Here is a 21,110-nt window from a genome sequence, read left to right as displayed (position 1 = left end):
GCTCGTGCGGTTCACAGCGCGAGCGAGTCGGTGACGAGGACGTGGTCGCCCTCGGGGAAGCCGGTGCGGTCGACGCCCTGCTCGACGCAGCCGGACTGGAGCACGCGCGTGGTCGGGGCCAGGTCGTAGCGGCCGCCGCTGAAGCGCGAGCCGACCGCGGTCAGGGCGTCGGTGCCCGTGAGAGCGACGTGCGCGGTGGTCCCGCTCGCGGCGAGCGTCGCGCCCCGCAGGTCCACCTGGACCGTCCCGGGGCCCGCAGCCCGCGAGACCAGGGCGCCCGCCGTCGTCGTGCCGGAGACCTTCGCCCCGCGGACCGTGAGCCGCTGGTCGCGGACCGCGCTGAGCTGGATGCCCGTGCCCGTGAGGGTCCCGCCGCTGATCGTGACGTCGGCCGGGCCGACGAGCGCGGGGGCCGCCGGGGCGGCCTCGTCGGTCGAGCCGACGAACGTGCAGTCGGTGAACGTGACCGGGCCCGCGCCGCGCAGGATCGTGCCGGCGAACCCGGTGAACCGGGTCCGGACGAAGTGGACGGGGTTGGCGACCGGGGTCTGGTGCAGGACGCTGCCGACCGGCAGCGAGAAGTGGCAGTCCTCGATGACGTTGGGCCGCTTCGACAGGTTCGACCGTTGCGCGACCGCGAAGAACGACGCGGTGCACCCACGCATCTGCACGCCGTCGGCGTTGACCGTGAGGCTGCCCTGCTGGTCGAACGTCGAGCGCGCGACCACGTGCACGTCCTCCAGGGTCAGGTCCGTGATCTTGGTGCTCACCGTGAACCACGAGGCCACGTGCCCCTTGACCGTGATGCGCTTGGCGCTGATACCCCACTGCGCCCCCGAGTTGGCGATGTCCATGAGGCCGCTGTTGCCCTGGAACACGAGGTCGTGCTCGTACTGGCCGTGCGTCGTGAACGGGTTGCCGCCCTGGTCGTCGCCGTCGCCGTGGCAGTTCTCGACGAGGCAGTAGGCCGAGGCCGTGAGGTCGTTGAGGTGGCGCGCGTTGTGCGAGCGGCAGTCCGCGACGCGCCCGTACAGGCAGTAGATCTGCTGCGTGAGGTAGCCCGCGCCGCCGTAGAAGACCGTGGGCGGGTTCGCGACCGAGCAGCGCTCGGTCGCGAAGAACGTGTTCCAGCGGCGCATGATGACGGGCCACCACGTCCTGGAGCCGTGCACGTCCGACACGTCGCAGCGCACCGCGAACTCGTACGCGACGGGGTGCGAGCCGGTGTACTCCCGGTCGTCGGGCAGCTCGCCGTTGAGCGGGCCGTCGTAGGGACCGGACCCGATGAAGGTCATGTTCCGCACGTGGACCTGCTCGACCGGCACGACCTTGCGCCACTCGAGCACACGGCCCGGTGCCAGCTCCCAGCCGTTGCGGTAGTTGACGCGCACGTGCGCCGCGTCGACGACCTGGGTGACCTGCACGAGGCGCTGGAGCTCGCGCTCGTCGCGCCCGCCGCCCGGCCTCGGGTCGACCTGGATGGTCCACCAGTCGCCGACCGCGAACGCCGACGAGTCCGCGACCTCGAACACGTCGCGCTGGTCGGGCATGGTCTCGGCGAGCGTGCGCTGCTGGGTCACGTCCGTGACGGCGCCCCGGAAGAACATCACGGCGCCGAACGGGTTGTCGTGCGCGTTGCGCTCGATGCCCTCGGTCGTGATCGTCCGGCCGCCGAAGTCGAGCTCGAGGTCGGAGCGCGTGAACGTGTGGCGCCGCACGAAGTTGAGGTCCGTGTGCCCCTCGATGCGGCTGACGGTCGGGTCGTTCACGAGGGCGTCGAGCGCGTCGTCGGCGCTGCCGGTGGGGGCGTCGGTGCCGAAGATCCCGAACCAGCGGAAGTCCGCGGTGCCCGTGTGGAGCGTGTGCCACCGCCCGGGGGCGGTCGCGCCGAGGTCCTTCGGGGCCAGCACCGTGCCGCCGTTCGGCACCGCGGTGCTTCTCGTGTCGTAGCGGACGAGGCGAGCGGCGCCGTCGCCGGGGGTCGCGTGGCCGAGGAGCTGGACGACGGTGCCGTCGTCGATCTTCTTCGCACGCCAGCCGACGAGCTGGGCGAGCGAGGTTGCGACGGTGAGCTCGTCGTCGGGCTCGCTGTCCTTGCTCAGGCCGAGCGGCGCGGCGAGCGCCGAGGGGGCGAGGCCCGTCGACAGCGCGAACGCGGTCGCGGTCAGCGCGCCCATGCCCGCGACGCGCAGCAGGCTGCGGCGCGAGGGGTCGGTGGGGGCTGCGGGGGCGGGGGAGAGGTCGGGGGCTGCCGCGCTGTCGCGGGCAGTCAGGGGGGTCTTCACGTGGGTCACCCTTCGGACGGGTCGATGAGACGGGTCCGTTCAGGCGTGGCCGACGCGCGGCAACGGGCGTGCGGGTGGAGTCCGTCGGGCCGGGGCTGCGGTGACCGAGGACGGGACGAGATGGACGGTTCAGGCTGGGCGCGGCAGGCCGCGACAGCAGGATGGATGCGCTTCGTTGCGTCCGGATGAACCGGGCATTTCCCGGAGATTAGGCCGATGCTATAGCAATGTCAAGAGGTTGGTGACGAGTCGCCAGGTCCGCCGGGCGACCGTACCGAGATGCGGCCAACGGGGGTTCGTGGCCCCCGCGGACCCCAGGTGGCCGCAACTCGACGACGGCACGTGCCGCCCGAGAGCATGGCGCGAGCGCCTCTCACAGGTAGTCGCCCGGCCAGTGGAATCCCGTGGCCGGGCCGCTCGTCGCCGCGCGCAGGGCGTCGATCTCGGCGACAGGACGCCGGACCGGGCGCAGCATCCCGGTCGCATCCGTGATCGTCTCGCGACCCTCCGGCGCCAGCAGCGCGTCGATGAGCCCCGCCGCGGCCGGGATGCGTGGCAGGCGCACCTCGGCGCGGACCGCCCCGCGTTCGCGGGCCAGCGACCGGGCGGCGAGCGCGAGCGCGTCGAGCGCCGCACGATCGGCGGGCGCGGGCGCGGGCGCGGGCGCGGGCGCGGGTGCGGGTGCGGGTGCCGGTGCCGGTGCCTCACCGGTCCCGACGGCGAGCTCCCGCACGCGCAGCACCTCGCCCTCGAGCTCCACGACCAGGTAGCCAACGACCGACCCGTCGGGGCGCCGGGCCGTGAGGAGCTCGGCCGCGGAGTACCAGAGGGGGATCCGGCGCTGCCAGTGCTCGGCCGTGCGGCGCGTGGTCAGCGGGGAGGCGTGGAACGCGTCGTGGAGGCGCGCGAGGTCCTGCCACGGGAGGTCGGCGCCCCAGGCGGGGAACGTCGTCGGCACGGGCGACCCCGTGCGCGGCGGCTGCTCGTGGCGGGCGACGACCCCGGCCGAGCCTGCGGCCTCGGGACGAGCGGCGCCGTCGGGCAGGAGGGGGCCGCGGGTGACGGGGACCTCGAACGTCTCCCAGCCGCTCGGGCGGTACACGCCCGGGGTGCCCGTGAACAGGAGCGAGGCGTCCATGCCCGCGGCGTCCATGCGTGCGACGGCCTCGGCGAGCGCGAGACGGACGAGGCCGCGGCCGCGCACGTCCGGGGCGGAGGCGACGTTCGCGACGCCACTCACCGTGAGGGTCGTGGGTGCCCCGTCGGGGCCGGGGAGGCCCACGAGCGTGCGGGGGCTCCAGCAGACCGAGGCGACGACGCGGTCCTCGTCGCCGGTCGCACCCGGGAGGACGGCGACGACGGTGCGGTCGAGCCGGCCGTCGTCGGTCTCGTAGACGGGGACCATGAGCGGGGCGTCGAACGCTGTGGCCCACAGCGCGTACAGCGACGGGACGTCGGCGGGAGTCGCGGTGCGGAATTCCATGGGGCTCCTCGGTGAGCGGGTGCGTCGGTGCAGGTGGGGCACGTGTGCGGGCCGACCGGCGGTTTCGCCTTGACGGTTTGCTATAGCAAGAATAGTCTCGCATCCACGTTCTCGAGTGAACGATGCACGGCAACGAAGCACGTGCGAGGTCGGGCTGGACCTCGCACGAGGTGTCCCTCCCTCGACCGTCCCCCTCTCGCTGCCGACCATGTGGTTGCGGTCGCGAATCCCCCCGATCCCGACGCCCACCGCATGGTCGAGGAGCGGTGTCCGCATGTTCGGCACGTCCGCGCCACCCGGCGGGGCGGTGCTCGTCGACCTCGACGACACCCTCGTCACCGGCCCGGTGTCCCCGCAGCCTGGGCCGCGGCGTTCGTGCGTGACCGCAGGCTGTGCTCCGGCGCCGCCTCGTGGCTCGTCGAGGCCGACGGTGGCGGCTGCACGCACCGGGCCGTGCTCGCCGAGCGAGACGTCTGCCGAGTGTGCAGTTCGGGCTGTCGCGTCGGCCTCGGGGCGACCCGAAGTGCACACTCGGCGTGGACGCGCTCCGCCGGTCAGGCGCCCCCGGCCTCCGCCGCGGGCTCCTCGGCGTCGTCGGCGTCGTCGGTGTGGCTCTCGAGCCGTGCCGCGGCCTCGCCGATGTGCTCGGCCATGACGGTCCGCGCGCGGTCGGGGTCCCCGCTCGCGATCGCGTCGAGGATGAGGTGGTGGGTCTCGGCGTGGGCGACGCGGGCCTCGGGGTCCAGCGCCACGTTCGCGGCGCGCAGGAAGCCCGTGATCCGGGAGCGGAGCTGGGACGTGATGGTCATGAGCATGCGGTGGTCGGCGAGCTCCCAGAGCTGCTCGTGGAAGCGGCGGTCGAGCTCGAACACGCGGGCCGAGCTGCCGCGCTCGGCGGCGTCGACCATCTGCTGCACGGTCTTGCGCAGGCGGGCCTCGGTCTTGGCGTCCCACTCGGCCTGCACGCGCACGACGACGAACTGCTCCAGGAGCGTGCGCAGGCTCGAGATCTCCTCGAGGTCGCGGCTCGTGAGCGCGGCGACGCGGGCGCCGCGGTGAGGGAGGCGTTCGACGAGCCCTTCCTCGGTGAGGCGGGTGAGGGCCTCGCGCACGGGGATGTGGCTCGTGCCGAGCCGTTCGGCGAGCTTGCGCTCGACGAGTCGCGACCCGGGTGCGAGGTCGCCGCTGAAGATGGCCTCTCGCAGCTCGACGGTCACGCGGTCGGCGACGTTCAGGTCGGGCACGCTCTTGAGCGCCATGGGTTCTCCGTAGTGTTCTGCGGTCCGATCCGGGAGGTGCCCCGAAGGATAGCGGTCGGCGAACCGGGCCCGGCTGCTCGCCCGCGGTGCGTGCCGGGGTGAGGTCTGCGCGGGGCGCACCGTTGTGCCACCATCGAGGCGAAGGGCCACCGGACGGCTTGCCCCCTCACTACATGCTATAGCATTCGAGGGTTGACGCACAGGCTCGAGGAGGATCCATGGTGTCCCTGCACGACCGGGTGACGGTGCCCGGTTTCCGCGGACTGGCGGGAGTCGCCCGCCGCGACGTCACGCCGCCCGTGGGCATCCGCGCCCGCAACTGGGGGCCCGCCGACTGGAACGCGTCCCAGGGCACGCACCGCGCGATGACCCTCACCGCGATCGCCCTCGCGCAGGCGCCCGGCACCACGCCGTCGCACCGCACGCCCGACGGCGTCGCTCACCCCGAGCAGGTCGGCGCGCCCGACGGCGTCGCGCAGCCTGAGCAGGTCGGCGCGCCGGACGGCGCAACGCACCCCGAGCGCCCCACGCACGAGCGCCCCGGCGCTCCCAGGGCCGAACCGCTGGTGATGATCACCGTGGACGCCACGTGGTGGCGCCGCGTCGACGACGAGCGTGGCGTCCGGGACGCGGTCCTCGCGGGCCTCGGCCTGCCGCCCGAGCGGCTGCTCATCTCCCTGTCCCACACGCACGCCGGCCCGGTGCTGTGCAGCCACGACGCCGACCTCGAGGGAGGCGAGCTCGTCCCCGCGTACCTCGAGCACCTCGCGGCGCAGGCCGTCGACGCGGGCCGGGAGGCGGTGGCCTCGCTCGCTCCCGCGACGCTCGAGTGGACGACGGGGCGCTGCTCGCTCGCGGCCGACCGCGAGCTGATCCTCGGTGCGGGCGGGTCGCACGGCGAGCCCGTGGACACGACCTCCGCGGGGGCCGGCGCCACGGCGGACGCCACCGAGGACCTCGGGACCCCCGTGATCGGCTTCAACCCGTCGGTCCCGCGGGCCGCCACCGACGACACGGTCGTGATCGGCCGCCTCAGCCGGGTCGAGCCCGCAGCCGGCGAACCCCTGCCGACCACGACGCCCCTCGCGACGATCGTCAACTACGCGTGCCACCCCACGACGCTCGCGTGGCAGAACACGCTCGTCTCCCCGGACTACGTGGGCGCGATGCGTGACCTCGTCGAGGAGTCGACCGGGGCGCCCGTCGCGTTCTTCCAGGGGGCCTCGGGCGAGCTGGCCCCGCGCGAGCAGTACACGGGGGACGTGGCGGTCGCCGACCGGCACGGCACCTCGCTGGGGCTCGCGGTCCTCGCGGCGCTCGCCGAGCTGCCGCCTCCCGGCACGGCTCTCGAGCTCACGCGCGTCGTGCAGTCCGGCGCGCCGCTGGGGGTGTGGGAGCCGCGCCCCGTCGAGGGCTCGCGCGTGCTGCGCGCGGTGAGCGACGCCGTCGTGCTGGGGCTGAGGGACCTGCCTACCCTCGCGCAGATGGAGGCGGAGTGGGCCGACATCGATCCCCGCAGCCGTGACGAGCGGCTGCGCCGTGCACGCAACCTGCGCGACGGCTACGTGACCGGCCCGAGCGTCGAGCACCCCACCTGGGTGTGGCAGATCGGCGACGGGTTCCTCGTCGCGCACCCGGGCGAGGCGTACTCGCGCTTCCAGCGGACGGTCCGCGAGCACGCGGGGGACCGGCCTGTCGTGGTCGCGAACCTGACCAACGGTCCGGGCTTCGTGTACCTGCCGACCGACGAGGCGTACGTGCGCGGCGCCTACCAGGCCTGGCAGTCGCCGCTCGCGCCCGGGTCGCTCGCGCGGCTCGAGCAGCACGCGACGAACCTGATCGACACCCTTGCGGCGACGACGCCCGCACAGACGTCCACGGAGGACCAGTGAGCATCCCCAGCACCACGACCATGACCGGCGCCCCCGGCGCCCCTCTCCGCACCGCGATCGTCACGGGCGGCGCGGCGGGCATCGGCGGTCAGATCGCCGAGCGTCTCGCGGCGGACGGCTACCGCGTGGTGTGCGCGGACGTCGTCCAGCACGACCTGCCCGCGCTCGACCTCGCGGCCCTGCCCGCCGAGCCGGGCCTGGCCTGGATGCCCCTCGACGTCACCGACCACGCGGCCGTGGCAACGGCGTTCGACGCGGTCGCGGCCGCGACCGGCAGCATCGACGTCCTGGTCAACAACGCCGGGATCCAGCGCCACCGCGGCATCGAGGACCTGACCTGGGACGAGTGGAAGGCCGTGGTCGACGTCAACCTGCACGGCGTCTTCGCCTGCCTCCAGGCTGCGGGTCGGCACATGCTCGACGCCGGCCGCGGCGCGGTCGTCAACATCTCGTCGGTCTCGGCGCGCGGCTCCGCAGGTCGGGCCCCGTACTCGACGACCAAGGCGGCCGTGATCGGCCTGACGTCGACCGCGGGGGCCGAGTGGGCCGCGCGCGGGGTGCGGGTCAACGCGGTCGCGCCCGGGTACATCGACACGGGCGTCTTCCGTCAGGGCGTCGCGGCGGGGACGCTCAAGGAGGAGACGATCCTCGCGCGCATCCCCGCGGGCCGCCTCGCCGACGCCTCGGAGATCGCGAACGCCGTGAGCTGGCTCGTGTCCGACGAGTCGCGGTACGTGATCGGCCAGACCCTCTACGTCGACGGCGGGTTCATCGTCGACTACGGCGTCCCGCTCGCGAAGAAGCCGGAATGACGGGCCTGACCGTGAGCGCCGCCCGCGTCACCGACGTCCGCACGTCGACGACCGTCGTCCCCCTGCCGCAGCCCCTGCAGCTCGGCGCCATGACGGTCACGCGCCGCGAGTACGTGGGCGTCCAGGTGCGTGCGGTGCTGCCGGACGGCACCGAGGTCACGGGCGTCTCCTACGCCTTGACGCGCGAGGCGCCCATGGCCGAGATCGTCGAGCGTCTCGTCGCGCCGCACGTCGTGGGCCGCGAGCTCGCGGTCGACGACCCGGCCGCGGGGGTGCGGGCGGCGTGGGACGCCGCGCTGCGCGGGTCGGCGATCGTGGGGCGCGTGGGCCTGGTGCGCCGGGCGATCGGCCTGGTCGACGTCGCGCTGTGGGACGTCGCGGGCAAGGTCGCGGGCGTCCCGGTGTGGCGCCTCCTGGAGCGCTCGCTGCCCGACGGCGCCGCGCGTGACCTGCCGTCGGCCCCCGGTGCGCGCGGGGCGGCTCCCGTGCCCGACGGCGCCGCGCCCGTCGCTCCGTCGGCCCACCCCGACCGCGGGTCGAGCGGGGGCACGACCGGGCCGGTCGTCCCGGCACGACGGCCCGCGATCCTCGTCGCGGCCTACCCGACCCCCGGCCGGACGGCGCGCGCCGTCGCCGACGAGGTGCTCGACCGCGCCCGGGAGGGCTGGCCGCTGCTCAAGATCTCGCGGTCTCCCGACCGCGAGCTCATGCGCGACCTGCTCGCGATCCTGCACGCCGAGCTCCCCGCCGTGACGGGCCGCGAGACCGAGGCGGGTCGCAGCGGCGTCGTCGTGGACGTGGGCTTCGGCTGGCGCGACGCGGACGAGGCGCTCGCGGACCTCGACGCCTGGGGCATCGGAGCTCCGGCACCGGCCGGGGAGCCGCCCGCGCTCGCGTGGCTCGAGGACCCGGTGCTGCCCGAGGACGCCGCCGGGGCCGCGCGCATCCGGGAGGTCACGGGGCTGCCGCTCGCGATCGGCGACGAGGTCACGGACCCCGAGGTCCTCGCGCGGCTCGCTGCGCTCGGCGCGCTCGACGTGGCACGTGTGGACGTGGTCGGGATCGGCGGCCTCACCGCGGCCGACCCCCTGGTCCGTTCGTGGCAGGACGCAGGGCTCGTGACGTCGAGCCACGTGTACCCCGAGGTCAGCGTGCACCTGGGGGGTGCGGCGGGGATCGGGGTCGAGACGTTCGAGCGCTCGCCGCAGGGCAACCCCTACGACCCGGCGCCGTTGCTCGTCGAGGGCGGACCGGCGTTCCGTGACGGCACGGCACTGCCACCCGAGGCCCCCGGTCTGGGCTTCACGCTCTCGCCGACCTACTTCACGTTCGAGGCCACCCCCTCGCTGCCGAGCATGCGATCGGCGTCCGGGAGCGACCCCGCGACGACGACGACCACACGCTCGACCGACGACCGCATGCTCGGCGACCAGGAGGACCGATGACCGACCCGACCAGCACGCCCGGGGCGAGCTCCGCCGTCGGGCCGGACGACGAGCGAGCACCGATGGGCACCCAGGAGCAGACCACGCCGTCCCCGACGCCTGGACAGGCCGCGACCCGCAGCGTCGTCGTGACCGGGAGCGGCAAGGGCATCGGCCGGGCCATCGCGACGCGGCTGACCGCGGACGGGTGGACCGTCGTCGGGCTCGAACGGAGCCCCGGCTCGGGGACCGTCGAGGACGGGACCTGCGCGGCCGTCGTGCTCGCCGACTCGCGCGACCGGGAGGCGCACCGCGAGGCCGCGCGCGTCGCCCGGAGCCTCGCGCCGCTCGCGGGCTGGGTCAACAACGCAGGCATCACGAGGACGACACCGCTGCACGCGCTCGGCGACCCCGCGCGTGCCGAGGAGATCGAGCGCACGGCGCGCGACGTCGTCGAGATCAACGGCCTGGGCTACCTCTGGGGGGCCGCCGCCGCGGTCGAGGCGTTCACCGACCAGGCGAGCGGCGGGTCGATCGTCAACGTCGGCTCGATCCACGGGCGGTCCTCGTTCGTCGACCACGCCGCCTACGAGCTGACCAAGGGCGGCATCGACGCGCTCGCCCGCAGCGTCGCCGTCACCTACGGGCGGTACGGCATCCGGGCCAACACGGTCGCACCCGGCGGGGTGCGCACACCCCACCTCGACGCGCAGATCGCGAACGCCGTCGACCCCGAGGCGGAGGAACGCGGGCTCGCCGAGGGCCCGCCGCTCGGACGCATCGCCGAGTCGGCGGAGATCGCGGCCGTGGTCGCGTTCCTGCTCTCGGACGAGTCGTCGTACGTGTCGGGGCAGTCGATCGCGGCCGACGGCGCCTGGACCGCGTCGTTCGGGACGCTGCCCCACGACGCCGAGCTCGACGCGCGGTACGGGCTCGGCTGAGGCCGTGCCGGGTGCGCTGCCCGGCGGACTGCACTAGCGGTCGAGGACCGCCCGGCACAGGTGGCGCCGCGCCCGGTGCAGCCTCGACTTGACCGTGCCCTCGGGAAGCTCGAGGAACGCGGCCGCGTCACGCGTCGTGACGTCGTGGAGGATGCAGAGGTCGGCCACCTCGCGCAGCGCGGAGGGCAGCGTCGCGATCTCGCGGCGGGCACGACCCGCGAGGATCGAGGCGAGCACGCTCGCCTCGACGCCGTCAGCCGCCGGCACGGCCCTCCCGTGCAGCTGCGCGACGCGCGCGACCAGCCAACGGTGCCGCCGCACGGCCCGCTGCTCGTTCGAGCAGAGGTTCGCCGCGGTCGCCAGGAGCCACGGGAGCACCGAGTCGCGGACCTCCAGCTCCCGCCGCCGACGCCACGCCGTCAGGAAGACGCCCGAGGTCAGGTCCTCGCACCGTCCCGTGAGGTCGTCGTGCAGCCCGCCCGAGGTCAGCAGCGCGCGGCACAGGCCGTGGACGCGCCGCGAGTAGCGCCGGTAGACGACCGCGAACGCCTGCTCGTCCCCGTCCTGGACCCGGCTCCAGAGGTCCACCTCGGCCACGGACCCCTCGTCGAACGCCGACGACTGCTCACGCATCGCTGCCCCCTGGGTGCTGCCCGCCCGCAGGCGCCGCGCGGACCTGCCCGACCCGCCGCGCCCCTTCGACCATCGTCACCCGCAGGACGCGCCCGGGCGAGAGGAGGCCGCGTCCCTCGCCCCCCTCGCGCCGTCAGCGAGCACCCACCCGGGGCCGGTCGATGTACCCGACGGAGTGGAACCACCGGACGTACGAGTCGAGCATCTCGGCGTCGACCGGGGGGCAGACGATGCCGCTCCCGGCGAGGTGCGCGTCCGCCCGCTCCCGCCCGAAGCGAGGGAACGTCCCCTCGAAGTACAGCTCCTTGACCGTGAGCGTGCTCGACGACGCGATGTTCGTGAAGATCGGCAGGAAGGAGACGATCGGGTGCTGCGGGTGCTCGGCGCAGAACGCCGACAGGTCGTGCAGCCAGGTGTCGTAGTCGACCACCTCGATCAGGTGACCGTGCGCGCGCAGCCGCTCGACCATGAGCCCCAGCAGCGCGTACCGCGGGTTCGTGAGGTGGTACGTCTGCCCCTCCGCCGGCCGGGTCCGCGCGAGGTGCACCACGGCCCGGGCCAGGTGGTCGACCGGCACGAAGTCCAGCGGCAGGTCCACGTCCGGGGCGCGGCCCATCTCGACGATCGCCTTGAAGAACGCGCAGATCGCGGCCTCGGTGTTCCAGTGACCGTCCACGGTGCTGCCCGTGATCTCGTAGGGCCGGTGGACCACGACCGGCAGTCCCCGCGCCGACGCCGCGCGCAGGATCTGCTCGGCCACCCACTTGCTCTCCGGGTAGCCCATCGACAGCCGCTCGACGTGGTCGAGCGGGGTGTCCTCGGTGACGTGCCGGACGGCAGCGGACCCGGAGCCCGCCAGCACGGCGATGGTCGAGACGTAGTGGAGCGGGATGCCACCACCCGCCTCGGCCAGCTCGACCAGGCTGCGCGTGCCGTCGACGTTCGTCCGCCGCAGCCACTCGTACGGGTAGACGAAGTTCACGTGGGCACCCGAGTGGTGGATCAGGTCGGTCCGAGCGGCGAGCGACTCCCACGTCGCGTCGTCCAGCCCCAGACGGTGGGCCGTGAGGTCCCCGGGGACGGCGACGACCCGGTCGGTGGTGAGCGGACCGTGGCCGTACCTGCGCTGTGCCGCCAGCACACGAGCCATGGCCGCGTCCTCGTCGGCAGCGCGGACGAGGCAGCGGACCGTGGAGCCCGTGCGCTCGACGAGCTCGCGCAGCAGCGCCGACCCGAAGAACCCCGTCGCTCCCGTGAGCAGCACCTCGGCGGGCGGGTCGGGCCGGTGGCCCGGGGCGACCGGGGCCGGCTGGTGGACCCGGGTGACCGGGGCGGGCCGCGGGTCCTGGGCGGCCGGGTCGGGCTGGTGGACCCGGGTGACCGGGGCCGGCCGCGGGAGCAGGCGGACGTCGGGTCGCCAGCGGTCCGCACCGTCGGGCGCGGGACTTCCGGCCGGTCGGCCCACGATCTCGTCGACGACGGCCGTGAAGGCCGCCGGGCGTGGATCGGACAGCAGTCCTCGGATCAGGACGTGGCCGTGGGCGCCGTCGAGCGCCAGCGACGACTGGACGCGAGCGATGAGCTGCGCGGCCATGAGCGAGTTGCCGCCCAGCTCGAAGAAGTCGCCGTCCGGGTCGACCACGTCCACGACGAGGGTCTCGCGCCAGGCGCGGTCGACCGCCTCGCGGGCGTCCTGCGGAGCGCCCGGCACGCCCCCTGCGGCGGGGTGGGACGTCGCGGCCGACGCCCGGTCGGAGAGGACACGTCGGTCGACCTTGCCGTTCGCGGTGAACGGGAGTGCGTCGACGGGCACGACCGTCGCCGGGAGCATGGAGGCGGGCAGGATCGCGGCGAGTGCGCGGCGGACCGACGTCGGGTCGGGGACCGGCGCCACCGGCCCCGCGGGCGTGCAGAAAGCGACCAGGACACGGCTCGCGCCGTCCTCGACCGCGACGACGGCGGCCTCCCCGATGTCCTTGATCCCGGAGAGCGCCCTCTCGACCTCGGTGAGCTGGATCCGGTGGCCGCGAACCTTGACCTGGTCGTCGAGGCGGCCGCGGAACTCCAGGAGGCCCGCCTCGCCCCACCGGACCTGGTCCCCGGTCCTGTAGTACCGGACCGGGGGAGCACCGTCGATGCTCAGGTGCACGAAGCGTCGGGCGGTCTCCGCCGGGTCGCCCAGGTACCCGGCCGCGAGACCGTCCCCGGCGACGTGCAGCTCGCCGTCCTCACCCGGGTCGACCGGTGAACCGTCGGGGGCCAGGACGGCGACCGAGACGTAGGGGAGCGGTGTGCCGATCGGCACGGGGCCGGCGTCGGCCTCGCCGAGGACGTGCGCGGTGGCCATCACGGTGCTCTCCGTCGGGCCGTAGCCGTTGACGACGTACGTCGCACGACCCACGGCGTGCGCCGCGAGGAGGGGGTTCAGCACCTCGCCGCCGGTGATCGCGTAGCGCAGGCCGTCGAACAGCTCGGGGCAGGAGCGGGCGACCTGGTGGAAGACGCCCGTCGTGAGGAAGATCGAGTCGATCGCCGTGGCCCGGAGCGTGTCGCGAAGGGCCGCGGGGGCCAGGAGCAGCGCCTGGTCGACGATCACGAGGCACGCCCCCGAGAGGAGGGTGGGCCAGATCTCGAGCGTCGAGGCGTCGAAGGACAGCGAGGCCGCGTGCATGAAACGGTTCGCCGGGTCGAGGTGGAGAAAGCCGTTGTCCGTCGCCAGGCGCAGGATGCCTCGCTGGCGCACGGCCACGGCCTTGGGCCTTCCCGTCGAGCCCGACGTGAACATGACGTAGGCGGTCCGGTCGAGGTCGGCGTCGCCGAGGAGCGCGTCGTCCGCGAGGCCGTCTCCCACGGGGCTGTCGCCGGCGGGCCCCGCGAGGCCCGGGCTGTCGCCGGTCGCCCCGGCGCGTTCCGTCCTGACGAGATCCACGACGTGGACCCCGTCCCGCCCGTCCGCCCGGCTCCCGGCTGGGCGGACCGCGAGGTTCACGCCCGCGGTGTCGAGCATCGCGCGGACGCGCACAGCGGGCAGGTTCGTGTCGACCGGCACGTACGCGGCCCCAGCCCGCAGGATGCCGAGCATCGTCGCGCAGGTCTCCGCGGACCGGTCACCGACGACGGCGACGGCCTCCCCGGGCAGGACACCCGCGGACCGGAGCCGACGCTCGACGTTCCGGGAGGCGGTCTGCAGGTCCCGGTAGCTCCAGCGACCCGTGTCCCACTCGACGGCCGTGCGGTTGGGCCAGGTGTCCGCGACCAGGTCGAAGGCTTGGGGGACGGACGAGGCGCTCCGGACCCTCGCCCGGGTCGGACCCCCCGCGGCAGGGAGGGCGCCGGTGCCGCCGGTGCGCGGCGCGGGGCGTGGCTCGTGCTGGCTCGTCGTCATGGTCGGCCTCCTCGTCGCCAGAAGTGGTCCATCGCGATCGGGTCCTCGGGGAAGGGACGTAGCTCGGTCACGCGTCCCTGCTCGATGCGGTAGACGTCCGCGAACCGCGCCGTCACCTCCTCGCCCTCCCGTCGGGCGGTGTCGACCGCGATCACGACCCCACCGACGTCGTCCACGAGGACCCGCTCGACGTCCGCGCGCGACGTCCCACCGGTGATCGCCGCCATGCGGGCGAAGACGCCGAAGATCTCGTCGTGACCGTGGAAGGTGCCCGAGATCTGCGTCCGGCCCGGGATCACCATGGTCATGTCGTCCGCGAAGAGCTCTCTGAGCCGGGCGACGTGCCCCTGGTTGAACGCGCGGTAGACCTCGTCGAGGGTGGATCGGTTCTCGGTCGCTGACATCGCTTGGCTCCCTGCTCGGCGGACGACGGTGCGCGAGGACCCCGCGCTCGTCGTACATGTCCGGCAGGACGGGGTGGGTTCGCTCGTCCCCACCACCGACGGGAGTGTGCCAGTCTCCAGTCATGACAGAACTCTTCGTGGTGCCTGCCACGAGCGAACGGGCGGTGGCCGCGCTGGCCGACGGTGCACGGGTGGTCGCGAGGTCCTGGGGCGCCGGGCTGGGGGCCGGTGCGGTCGACCACGGTCGGCTGGAGCACGCGCAGCAGGCCGTGGTCGACCTGGTGTCCCTGCGCGAGCTCACGTCCGCGGACGTCCCGGTGATCCTCGCCCTGGACCACGACACCCGCGGTCACTACCCGGGGAGCGTCGCGACGCAGCACCGTCCGCTGACCGCCGATGACGCGTCGCCTTCGGCACGTCGGCGCGGGTTCGGTGCGTTCGCGGGGGCCGAGCTGGTCGCCATGACGTTCGTCGACCTCGAGGACACCGACGCCGAGACGGACTTCACGGTCGTCGCCGCGTCGTGGCGGGGTCGAGGGCTCTCCACCGCGGTCAAGGCTCTGTCGATCAGCGTCCTGGTCGCCGGGGGAGTGCAGACGTTCCGGACCGGGGGCTCGTCCGACAACCCCGCCATCATCGCCGCGAACCGCAACCTCGGCTACGTCCGGGACGAGGAGTGGCTCACGCTCACGCAGGGCGAGGTCGATCCGCACCGCCACGGCTGACGGGGGGCCGGGACCGCGCCCGGTCCTGCGGCGCCGACGGGGCGCGGCTCTGCCTGGCGCGACTTCGACGGCCGCCGCTCGGACGGGCCCGGCTCCGACCCGCCCCGCTCGGACATGCCCGGCTCCGACCTGCCCCTCTCCGACGGGCCCAGGCTCCGATGGCGGCCCTGCGCAACCGCACCTACGGTCGAGGTGGACCCGCCCGGACCGGGACGGCGTCCTCCGAGTACCGACGACGGAACGAGGCATGTGGTGGCAACGCTGACCGTGTGGAAGTTCGAGACTCCCGAGGGTGCGCAGCAGGCGGAGGACGCCCTGCTGGCGCTGCAGAAGCAGGAGCTCATCCAGGTGCAGGACGCGGCGATCGTGTCGTGGGAGGAGGGGAAGAAGAAGCCCAAGACCCACCAGTCGAACAACACGACGGGCATCGGTGCGCTGGGCGGCGCGTTCTGGGGCCTGCTGTTCGGGATCATCTTCTTCATCCCGCTCATCGGCGTCGCGATCGGCGCGGCGTCCGGGGCGCTCGCGGGGTCGCTGACCGACGTGGGCATCGACGACGACTTCATCGACTCGGTGCGCTCCAAGGTCACGCCGGGGACGTCGGCGCTGTTCGTCATGACGTCCGGTGGGGTCATGGACCGTGTGCACGACGCGCTCAAGGCGCAGGGCATCCACGGCGAGCTCATCCAGACGAACCTGTCGGCCGACGAGGAGGCCAAGCTCCGCGCGGCCTTCGACGACGCGGTCTGAGGACCTCCGCAGCTGCGAGACGTACGGCCCCGGTCCTTCGCGGACCGGGGCCGTCGTCGTGCCAGGGCGCCGGGAGCGCCACGAGCGCACGAGCGCTACGAGCGTTACGAGCGCACGAGCGTGATCGCCTGCGCGCGGTCGCGGACCGCGAGCTTGGTGAAGATCGCGTTGATGTGGGTCTTGACGGTCGTCATGCCGACGACGAGCCGCTCGGCGATCTCGGCGTTGCTCAGCCCCTGGCCCACCAGCCCGAGGACCTCGCGCTCCCGGGCTGTCAGGCTGGGGAACCGGCGGGACAGCGGCAGCGAGGCGGCCGGGGCCGAGACCGTGCCCACGTGACGACCGGTCAACGACCCGACGAGCACCTCGCTGACGGCGGGGGCCAGCAGCGTCTGACCGAGCGCGACCGTGCGGATCGCGTTGGCGACCTCGGCGCGCCCGGCGTCCTTGGTGAGATACCCGCGGGCCCCTGCGCGCAGCGCGCCGAGGATCGACGCGTCGTCGGCGTGGGTCGTCAGGACGAGCACGGCGGTGGCGGGGTGCTCGGCGAGGATCCGGGTCGTGGCCTCGACGCCGTCGACGCCCGGCATGCGCAGGTCCATGAGGATCACGTCGGGGTGCAGGGTCGCGGCGAGCCGCACGGCCTGCTCGCCGTCGGAGGCCTCCCCGACCACCTCGAAGTCGGCGACGAGCGAGAGGACCGTGACGAGGCCGTCCCGGACGATCGCCTGGTCGTCGACGACGAGGAGGCGGACGGGCTCGTCGCTCATGACAGGGCCACGGCGACGGTGACCGTGAACGACTCGGCGCCGTCGTCGACGTGGACCGCGCCGCCGAGCGGGAGGGCGGCGACCCGGCTGCGCATCCCCGTCAGCCCGTGGCCCGCGCCTGTCTCGGCGAGGGAGGATCGCGGGCCGGACGAGCGGGGTGTGACGAGGGTGAGGAGCACGCGAGCATCGTCCCAGACGATCGTCGCCCGGACGGGCATCCCGGGGGCGTGCTTGCGCGCGTTGCTGAGTCCTTCCTGCAGGGCGCGGTGGACCACCGCGGACTGCGCACCGTCGAGGGGGCGAGGATCTCCCGTCTCGACCAGGCTCACCGTGCCGCCGAGGTCCCGATGATCGGCGAGGAGCGCGTCGAGGTCGTCCTCGGGAGGCGCGAGGGTGCTGACCACGGAACGTGCCTCGCGCAGGCCCGACGCCGCCAGCCGCCGTCCCGCCGTGACACGGGACGCAGCCCCGGCCACGTCCCCTGCCTCGAGCAGGGCCTCGATCGCGTCGAGCTGCACGACGAGGCCACCCAGGCTGTGCGCGAGGACGTCGTGGATGTCCCGTGCGATCCTGGCACGCTCCTCGAGGGCCGCGGAGCGGACGCGGTCGTGCGCGGCGACGAGCCGCTCGGCCGCGAGGAGCTGCGCGCCCGCGGCCGCCAGGCGCGACTGCCGGCGGCTGAACCCCAGGGTCGCCGCGAGCACGAACACCGCGACCATCCCGAGGACGAGCACCGCGGGGACGTCTACACGGACGACCAGGAAGACGCCCTGGAGCGCGACGGCCGTCGCGGCGAGCCCGACCCCGTAGCCCAGCGGGCGGGCGGGGCGGCCGATCGCCATGACGATGGCCGCGAAGGCGGGGGCGATCGTCAGGCCGCCCGTGGGGACGACGACGAGCGCGCCGCAGACCGTCATCACGACCTCGGCGGCCGTGGTCGGGCCGACCCGTCGCAGCGGGACGAACACACGGACGACCCAGGCTGCGACCGCGACCAGGCCCAGCCACAGGACGAGGGGCGGGAGGGACGGGGCGGACGGCGCCACGAGCTGGGTCACCAGCACGTAGGCGACCACCGCGGCCCCGACCAGGTTGAGGATCTGCCCGGTCCGGCTGTGGCCGGTGTCGGCCGCGAGGACCTGGCGCCGGAGGGCAGCGGAGGGGGCGCTGCGAGGCGCTGCGGGGGAGTCCTCGAGGAGGGTCGTCGTCACGGGACCATCATGCGACCTGCGCGGGCGCGGGGAGGGTCACGCCCCGGAGGTCGGACGGTGCGTGCTCGCGGGCGAGGCGACCCGCCCGGGCGGTGACGACCAGGACGCGGGCTGCCCGGTTGGCGGCGAGCAGCAGCAGGATCACGCCGGCCGAGGCAGCGAGGTGAGCCCCGGCGGCACCCGCGAGCATGCCGGTCACGAGACGCGCGACGATCAGCGCGACCCACAGGGCGAGCGCCACCCACCCTGCACGAGCCTCGAGCGTCGCCCCCGCTGCCGCCGCGCGGGCCCGACGACGGGCCGCCGGTCCCGTGGCGGGTGCGGCGGCCGGGTCGATCGTCCGGAACGACGTCATCGCGCCGATGACCGCTCCCACGCCGACCGAGACCACGAGCTCGGCCGTGACGACGACCAGGTCGAGCCCGTTCGGTCGGACGGCGACCGCCGACGAGAGGGCCAGCAGGCCGATCGCACCCAGGACCGCGGGAAGCGTCCACATGCGCGCGGAGACCGCACGCCAGGTCGTCTGGCGGTAGCCGAGCCAGCAGAGGACGGCGACGGCGATCAGTGCGGGCTCGAGGTGCTCGGGGTTCACGGAGGGCTCCTGGGGTGAGGCGGGACGACGTCCTCAGCCTGCTGGGGTCGAGCGCGCGTGCCCACGACCCGTGGGTGGAGATCCGGGTGGAGATCCGGGAGCCACCGGGTGGAGGGCCTCTCGGCTGCCGGGTCCGGGCAGAGCGAAGCCCGGTCGATCAAGGGGGGTGACCGACCGGGCTCCGCGTCCGTGGGGGCGTCAGGCCTTGAGCATGCTCGCCCGGGTGATGACGCCGTCCTGGACCTCGAAGGTGGCGATGGTCTCGCCCGACCCGTTCGAGGTCGACACGATCTCGCGTGCGACCACCCATCGTTCACCGTACGCCACGGAGGCATCGAGTGTGCAATGCACATCACCGGTTGCAAGACGGGGGCCGTAGAAGGCGCGCAGGGCGTCCTTGCCGACGATCGGCTCGGGCGTCACGCCCACGACCACGACGTCCTGGGCGTAGGTCGCGAGGAAGCGTTCGAGGTCGTGCGCGTTGAACGCGGCGACCTGCTCGGTGACCACGGCGTGGGCGGTCGGGTCCTGCGTCATGCGGGTCCTCTTCTCGTGGGGTGTCGTGCGGTCTCCGGGTGACAGGTGCCCGACGGCGGAGCGCACCGAGCGTGCTCGGGTCCGGTCGGCCGACGCGCGGCCGGGGCCGGCGGGTCAGTCGATGCGGACGCCGCCGTTGATGTCGTACGTGGCGCCCGTGACGAACCCGGCCCGCGGGGAGGCGAGGGACGCGATGACCCACGCGACGTCGTCGGGCGTGCCGAACCTGCCCAGCGGGATGGAGGACGTGAGGGCCTCGCGGCCCGCGTCGTCGAGCTGGTTCGTGATGTTGCTCGTGACCGGTCCGGGCGTGACCGCGTTGGCGCGGATGCCCTCGGCGGCCAGGAGGCGCGCGAAGCTGCGCGTGATCGCGAGGAGCGCGCCCTTGCTCGCGGCGTAGTGGACGCCGGTCTTGAGCGCGCCCTGCTGTCCCGCGATCGAGGCGACGTTGACGATGCTGCGGTCGACGGGCTCGTCGCCCTTGGGGGCGGCGGCCGCGCGGAGGAGGGGGAGCGCTGCGCGCGTGAGGACGAACGTTCCGCGCGCGTTGGTCTCCATGACGGCGTCCCACTCGTCGATCTCGATGTCGTCGAGCGCGCGGTAGGGGCACGTGCCGCCGTTGTTGACCAGGACGTGGAGCTCGCCCCAGCGGCGGGTGACCTGGGTGACGAGCCTGTCGACCGACGTGACGTCGCGCAGGTCGAGGCGCGAGACTTGGCAGCTCGCACCCAGCTCGGTCGCGAGGTCGGCGGTGGTGCGCGTGCCGAGCTCGTCGTGGGCGTAGGTGAGCCAGAGGTCGTATCCGTCGCGGGCGAGCTGGAGGGCGGTCGCGGAACCGATCCCCGAGCTGGCGCCGGTGATCAGCGCAAGTCGTCGAGCCATGGCTTGAACGCTATAGCAAATTGTGCCGACCGCAAGCACCTGTCCACGGACGCTGGCCGTCGGTTGCTAGATGCTATAGCATTTCGGCTCATGAACCCCGACACCGTCGTCATCACCGACTGCGACCTCCCGGGCACCGCGTGCGAAGACACCGTCACGGCCGCCGGCCTCGGTGTCGTGCGCGGGACGGCCCGCACGGAGGACGACGTCATCGCCCTCGTCCGCGACGCCGCGGCCGCAGGTGCCCGCCCGTCCGCCCTGGTCGTCCAGTGGGCGCCCCTCACCGCCCGCGTCCTCGACGAGATCGAGGGCGTGCGCTTCGTCAGCCGCATGGGCATCGGCTACGACATGGTCGACGTCGCCGCCGCCACCGATCGCGGCATCGCCGTCGCCAACACCCCGACCTACTGCATCGAGGAGGTCGCGTCCCACACCGTCGCGATGGTCCTCGGCCTCAGTCGTGGGCTCGTCGGCTACGACCGTGCCGTGCGCGACGGCGTCTGGGCCGCGACCGCCCCGCGCCCCATGGCCGCGCGCCTGTCCGCGACCACCGTGTCCGTGATCGGGTACGGCCGGATCGGGTCGCTCGTCGCGCGCAGCTGCGCCGCGCTCGGCTACCGCGTGCTGGTCCACGACCCCTTCGTGCCCGACGCCGAGGTCGCCGCAGCCGGCTACCTCCCCGTGACCCGTCAGCAGGCCGTGGCCGAGGCCGACGTGCTGAGCCTGCACGCACCGCTCAGCGAGGCCACGCGCCACCTGCTCGACGCGGCGTCGATCGCGACCATGAAGCCCGGTGCGGTCGTGGTCAACACGTGCCGCGGCCCGCTGATCGACGAGGAGGCGCTCGCCGACGCGCTCGAGGGAGGGCACCTGGGTGCCGCCGCTCTCGACGTGTTCTCGCACGAGCCGCTGCCCGCCGACTCGCGCCTGCGCACGCTCGACCAGGTGCTGCTCAGCCCGCACGCCGCGTGGTTCTCGCCCGAAGCCATGGCCGACCTGCCCGTGCACACCGCGCGCAACGCGATCGACTTCCTCGCGGGTCGTCCCGTCGGGTCGATCGTCAACCCGGACTACGCCCGCGCCCTGGCACGCTGACCTCACCGACCCGCCCCTCCGACACCT

At 74.0% G+C, this 21,110-nt stretch carries 18 protein-coding genes; 7 read left to right on the top strand and 11 right to left on the bottom strand.

Annotated elements, in window-relative coordinates:
• Positions 1 to 11: 11 nt before the first annotated feature.
• From ACFVQ3_RS06475 to ACFVQ3_RS06465, 3 genes are all read right to left on the bottom strand, one after another.
• Positions 12 to 2,285, bottom strand: coding sequence for a peptidase C14 (locus ACFVQ3_RS06475; protein WP_387636533.1), 2,274 nt, complete (start codon positions 2,283 to 2,285; stop codon positions 12 to 14).
• Between the two features lie 373 nt (positions 2,286 to 2,658).
• Positions 2,659 to 3,768, bottom strand: coding sequence for a GNAT family N-acetyltransferase (locus ACFVQ3_RS06470; protein WP_387636531.1), 1,110 nt, complete (start codon positions 3,766 to 3,768; stop codon positions 2,659 to 2,661).
• A 554-nt stretch (positions 3,769 to 4,322) separates the two neighbouring features.
• The gene (locus ACFVQ3_RS06465; protein WP_387636527.1) at positions 4,323 to 5,027 is read right to left on the bottom strand and encodes a GntR family transcriptional regulator; all 705 of its coding nucleotides are present in this window, start codon (positions 5,025 to 5,027) and stop codon (positions 4,323 to 4,325) included.
• A gap of 218 nt (positions 5,028 to 5,245) precedes the next feature.
• Between ACFVQ3_RS06465 and ACFVQ3_RS06460 the strand changes: the two genes are divergently transcribed.
• The 4 genes from ACFVQ3_RS06460 to ACFVQ3_RS06445 are packed head-to-tail and all read left to right on the top strand — an operon-like array spanning position 5,246 to position 10,096.
• Entirely contained in the window at positions 5,246 to 6,919 is a 1,674-nt protein-coding gene (locus ACFVQ3_RS06460; protein WP_387636524.1) for a hypothetical protein, read from the top strand.
• The gene (locus ACFVQ3_RS06455; protein WP_387636521.1) at positions 6,916 to 7,731 is read left to right on the top strand and encodes an SDR family NAD(P)-dependent oxidoreductase; all 816 of its coding nucleotides are present in this window, start codon (positions 6,916 to 6,918) and stop codon (positions 7,729 to 7,731) included. Before ACFVQ3_RS06460 ends, ACFVQ3_RS06455 begins: the two co-directional genes overlap by 4 nt.
• Entirely contained in the window at positions 7,728 to 9,176 is a 1,449-nt protein-coding gene (locus ACFVQ3_RS06450) for an enolase C-terminal domain-like protein (RefSeq protein WP_387636519.1), read from the top strand. The genes ACFVQ3_RS06455 and ACFVQ3_RS06450 overlap by 4 nt, the downstream gene beginning before the upstream one ends.
• Complete coding sequence (locus ACFVQ3_RS06445) at positions 9,173 to 10,096, top strand: SDR family NAD(P)-dependent oxidoreductase (RefSeq protein WP_387636516.1); 924 nt, start codon at positions 9,173 to 9,175, stop codon at positions 10,094 to 10,096. The genes ACFVQ3_RS06450 and ACFVQ3_RS06445 overlap by 4 nt, the downstream gene beginning before the upstream one ends.
• A gap of 33 nt (positions 10,097 to 10,129) precedes the next feature.
• Here the strand turns inward: ACFVQ3_RS06445 and ACFVQ3_RS06440 are convergent, their stop codons facing one another.
• From ACFVQ3_RS06440 to ACFVQ3_RS06430, 3 genes are all read right to left on the bottom strand, one after another.
• A complete protein-coding gene (locus ACFVQ3_RS06440) occupies positions 10,130 to 10,729 on the bottom strand; it encodes an RNA polymerase sigma factor (protein WP_387636513.1) in 600 nt (199 codons plus the stop codon).
• 133 nt (positions 10,730 to 10,862) lie between these two features.
• Positions 10,863 to 14,114, bottom strand: a complete 3,252-nt coding sequence (locus ACFVQ3_RS06435) for an amino acid adenylation domain-containing protein (protein ID WP_387636511.1) — start codon at positions 14,112 to 14,114, stop codon at positions 10,863 to 10,865.
• Entirely contained in the window at positions 14,111 to 14,518 is a 408-nt protein-coding gene (locus ACFVQ3_RS06430; RefSeq protein WP_387636509.1) for a nuclear transport factor 2 family protein, read from the bottom strand. Before ACFVQ3_RS06430 ends, ACFVQ3_RS06435 begins: the two co-directional genes overlap by 4 nt.
• A gap of 122 nt (positions 14,519 to 14,640) precedes the next feature.
• Between ACFVQ3_RS06430 and ACFVQ3_RS06425 the strand changes: the two genes are divergently transcribed.
• Both ACFVQ3_RS06425 and ACFVQ3_RS06420 read left to right on the top strand, forming a co-directional pair.
• A complete protein-coding gene (locus ACFVQ3_RS06425; protein WP_387636507.1) occupies positions 14,641 to 15,243 on the top strand; it encodes an acetyltransferase in 603 nt (200 codons plus the stop codon).
• Between the two features lie 252 nt (positions 15,244 to 15,495).
• The gene (locus tag ACFVQ3_RS06420) at positions 15,496 to 15,993 is read left to right on the top strand and encodes a DUF1269 domain-containing protein (protein WP_205306573.1); all 498 of its coding nucleotides are present in this window, start codon (positions 15,496 to 15,498) and stop codon (positions 15,991 to 15,993) included.
• A 104-nt stretch (positions 15,994 to 16,097) separates the two neighbouring features.
• Here the strand turns inward: ACFVQ3_RS06420 and ACFVQ3_RS06415 are convergent, their stop codons facing one another.
• From ACFVQ3_RS06415 to ACFVQ3_RS06395, 5 genes are all read right to left on the bottom strand, one after another.
• Positions 16,098 to 16,763, bottom strand: coding sequence for a response regulator (locus ACFVQ3_RS06415; RefSeq protein WP_387636504.1), 666 nt, complete (start codon positions 16,761 to 16,763; stop codon positions 16,098 to 16,100).
• A complete protein-coding gene (locus ACFVQ3_RS06410; RefSeq protein ID WP_387636501.1) occupies positions 16,760 to 17,974 on the bottom strand; it encodes a sensor histidine kinase in 1,215 nt (404 codons plus the stop codon). Before ACFVQ3_RS06410 ends, ACFVQ3_RS06415 begins: the two co-directional genes overlap by 4 nt.
• A 7-nt stretch (positions 17,975 to 17,981) precedes the next feature.
• Positions 17,982 to 18,569 carry a hypothetical protein gene (locus ACFVQ3_RS06405; RefSeq protein WP_387636499.1) on the bottom strand — a complete coding sequence of 196 codons (588 nt, stop codon included), beginning with the start codon at positions 18,567 to 18,569 and terminating at the stop codon, positions 17,982 to 17,984.
• A 198-nt stretch (positions 18,570 to 18,767) separates the two neighbouring features.
• Positions 18,768 to 19,106 (bottom strand): nuclear transport factor 2 family protein, encoded by a 339-nt coding sequence (locus ACFVQ3_RS06400; RefSeq protein WP_387636497.1) that lies wholly within the window; start codon positions 19,104 to 19,106, stop codon positions 18,768 to 18,770.
• 114 nt (positions 19,107 to 19,220) lie between these two features.
• A complete protein-coding gene (locus tag ACFVQ3_RS06395) occupies positions 19,221 to 19,988 on the bottom strand; it encodes an SDR family NAD(P)-dependent oxidoreductase (RefSeq protein ID WP_387636494.1) in 768 nt (255 codons plus the stop codon).
• Positions 19,989 to 20,078: 90 nt separating this feature from the next.
• Here ACFVQ3_RS06395 and ACFVQ3_RS06390 point away from each other — a divergent pair, with 90 nt between their 5' ends.
• On the top strand, positions 20,079 to 21,083 hold the full coding sequence (locus tag ACFVQ3_RS06390) for a C-terminal binding protein (protein WP_387636491.1): 1,005 nt from the start codon (positions 20,079 to 20,081) through the stop codon (positions 21,081 to 21,083).
• Positions 21,084 to 21,110: the final 27 nt, after the last annotated feature.

Origin of the sequence: Oerskovia sp. NPDC057915 (genome assembly GCF_042887685.1) — a bacterium.
Classification (GTDB): Bacteria; Actinomycetota; Actinomycetes; order Actinomycetales; family Cellulomonadaceae; genus Oerskovia.
Note: the sequence above shows the minus strand (reverse complement) of the source record. Positions and strands in the feature narration are given on the sequence as shown.

What these genes read in the sequence shown, in the direction of transcription:
- ACFVQ3_RS06390 (WP_387636491.1), top strand. Translation starts at nt 20,079, where the DNA reads ATGAACCCCGACACCGTCGTCATCACCGACTGCGACCTCCCGGGCACC.
- ACFVQ3_RS06415 (WP_387636504.1), bottom strand. Translation starts at nt 16,763, where the DNA reads ATGAGCGACGAGCCCGTCCGCCTCCTCGTCGTCGACGACCAGGCGATC.
- ACFVQ3_RS06430 (WP_387636509.1), bottom strand. Translation starts at nt 14,518, where the DNA reads ATGTCAGCGACCGAGAACCGATCCACCCTCGACGAGGTCTACCGCGCG.
- ACFVQ3_RS06445 (WP_387636516.1), top strand. Translation starts at nt 9,173, where the DNA reads ATGACCGACCCGACCAGCACGCCCGGGGCGAGCTCCGCCGTCGGGCCG.
- ACFVQ3_RS06465 (WP_387636527.1), bottom strand. Translation starts at nt 5,027, where the DNA reads ATGGCGCTCAAGAGCGTGCCCGACCTGAACGTCGCCGACCGCGTGACC.
- ACFVQ3_RS06450 (WP_387636519.1), top strand. Translation starts at nt 7,728, where the DNA reads ATGACGGGCCTGACCGTGAGCGCCGCCCGCGTCACCGACGTCCGCACG.
- ACFVQ3_RS06460 (WP_387636524.1), top strand. Translation starts at nt 5,246, where the DNA reads ATGGTGTCCCTGCACGACCGGGTGACGGTGCCCGGTTTCCGCGGACTG.
- ACFVQ3_RS06400 (WP_387636497.1), bottom strand. Translation starts at nt 19,106, where the DNA reads ATGACGCAGGACCCGACCGCCCACGCCGTGGTCACCGAGCAGGTCGCC.
- ACFVQ3_RS06425 (WP_387636507.1), top strand. Translation starts at nt 14,641, where the DNA reads ATGACAGAACTCTTCGTGGTGCCTGCCACGAGCGAACGGGCGGTGGCC.
- ACFVQ3_RS06395 (WP_387636494.1), bottom strand. Translation starts at nt 19,988, where the DNA reads ATGGCTCGACGACTTGCGCTGATCACCGGCGCCAGCTCGGGGATCGGT.
- ACFVQ3_RS06435 (WP_387636511.1), bottom strand. Translation starts at nt 14,114, where the DNA reads ATGACGACGAGCCAGCACGAGCCACGCCCCGCGCCGCGCACCGGCGGC.
- ACFVQ3_RS06440 (WP_387636513.1), bottom strand. Translation starts at nt 10,729, where the DNA reads ATGCGTGAGCAGTCGTCGGCGTTCGACGAGGGGTCCGTGGCCGAGGTG.
- ACFVQ3_RS06470 (WP_387636531.1), bottom strand. Translation starts at nt 3,768, where the DNA reads ATGGAATTCCGCACCGCGACTCCCGCCGACGTCCCGTCGCTGTACGCG.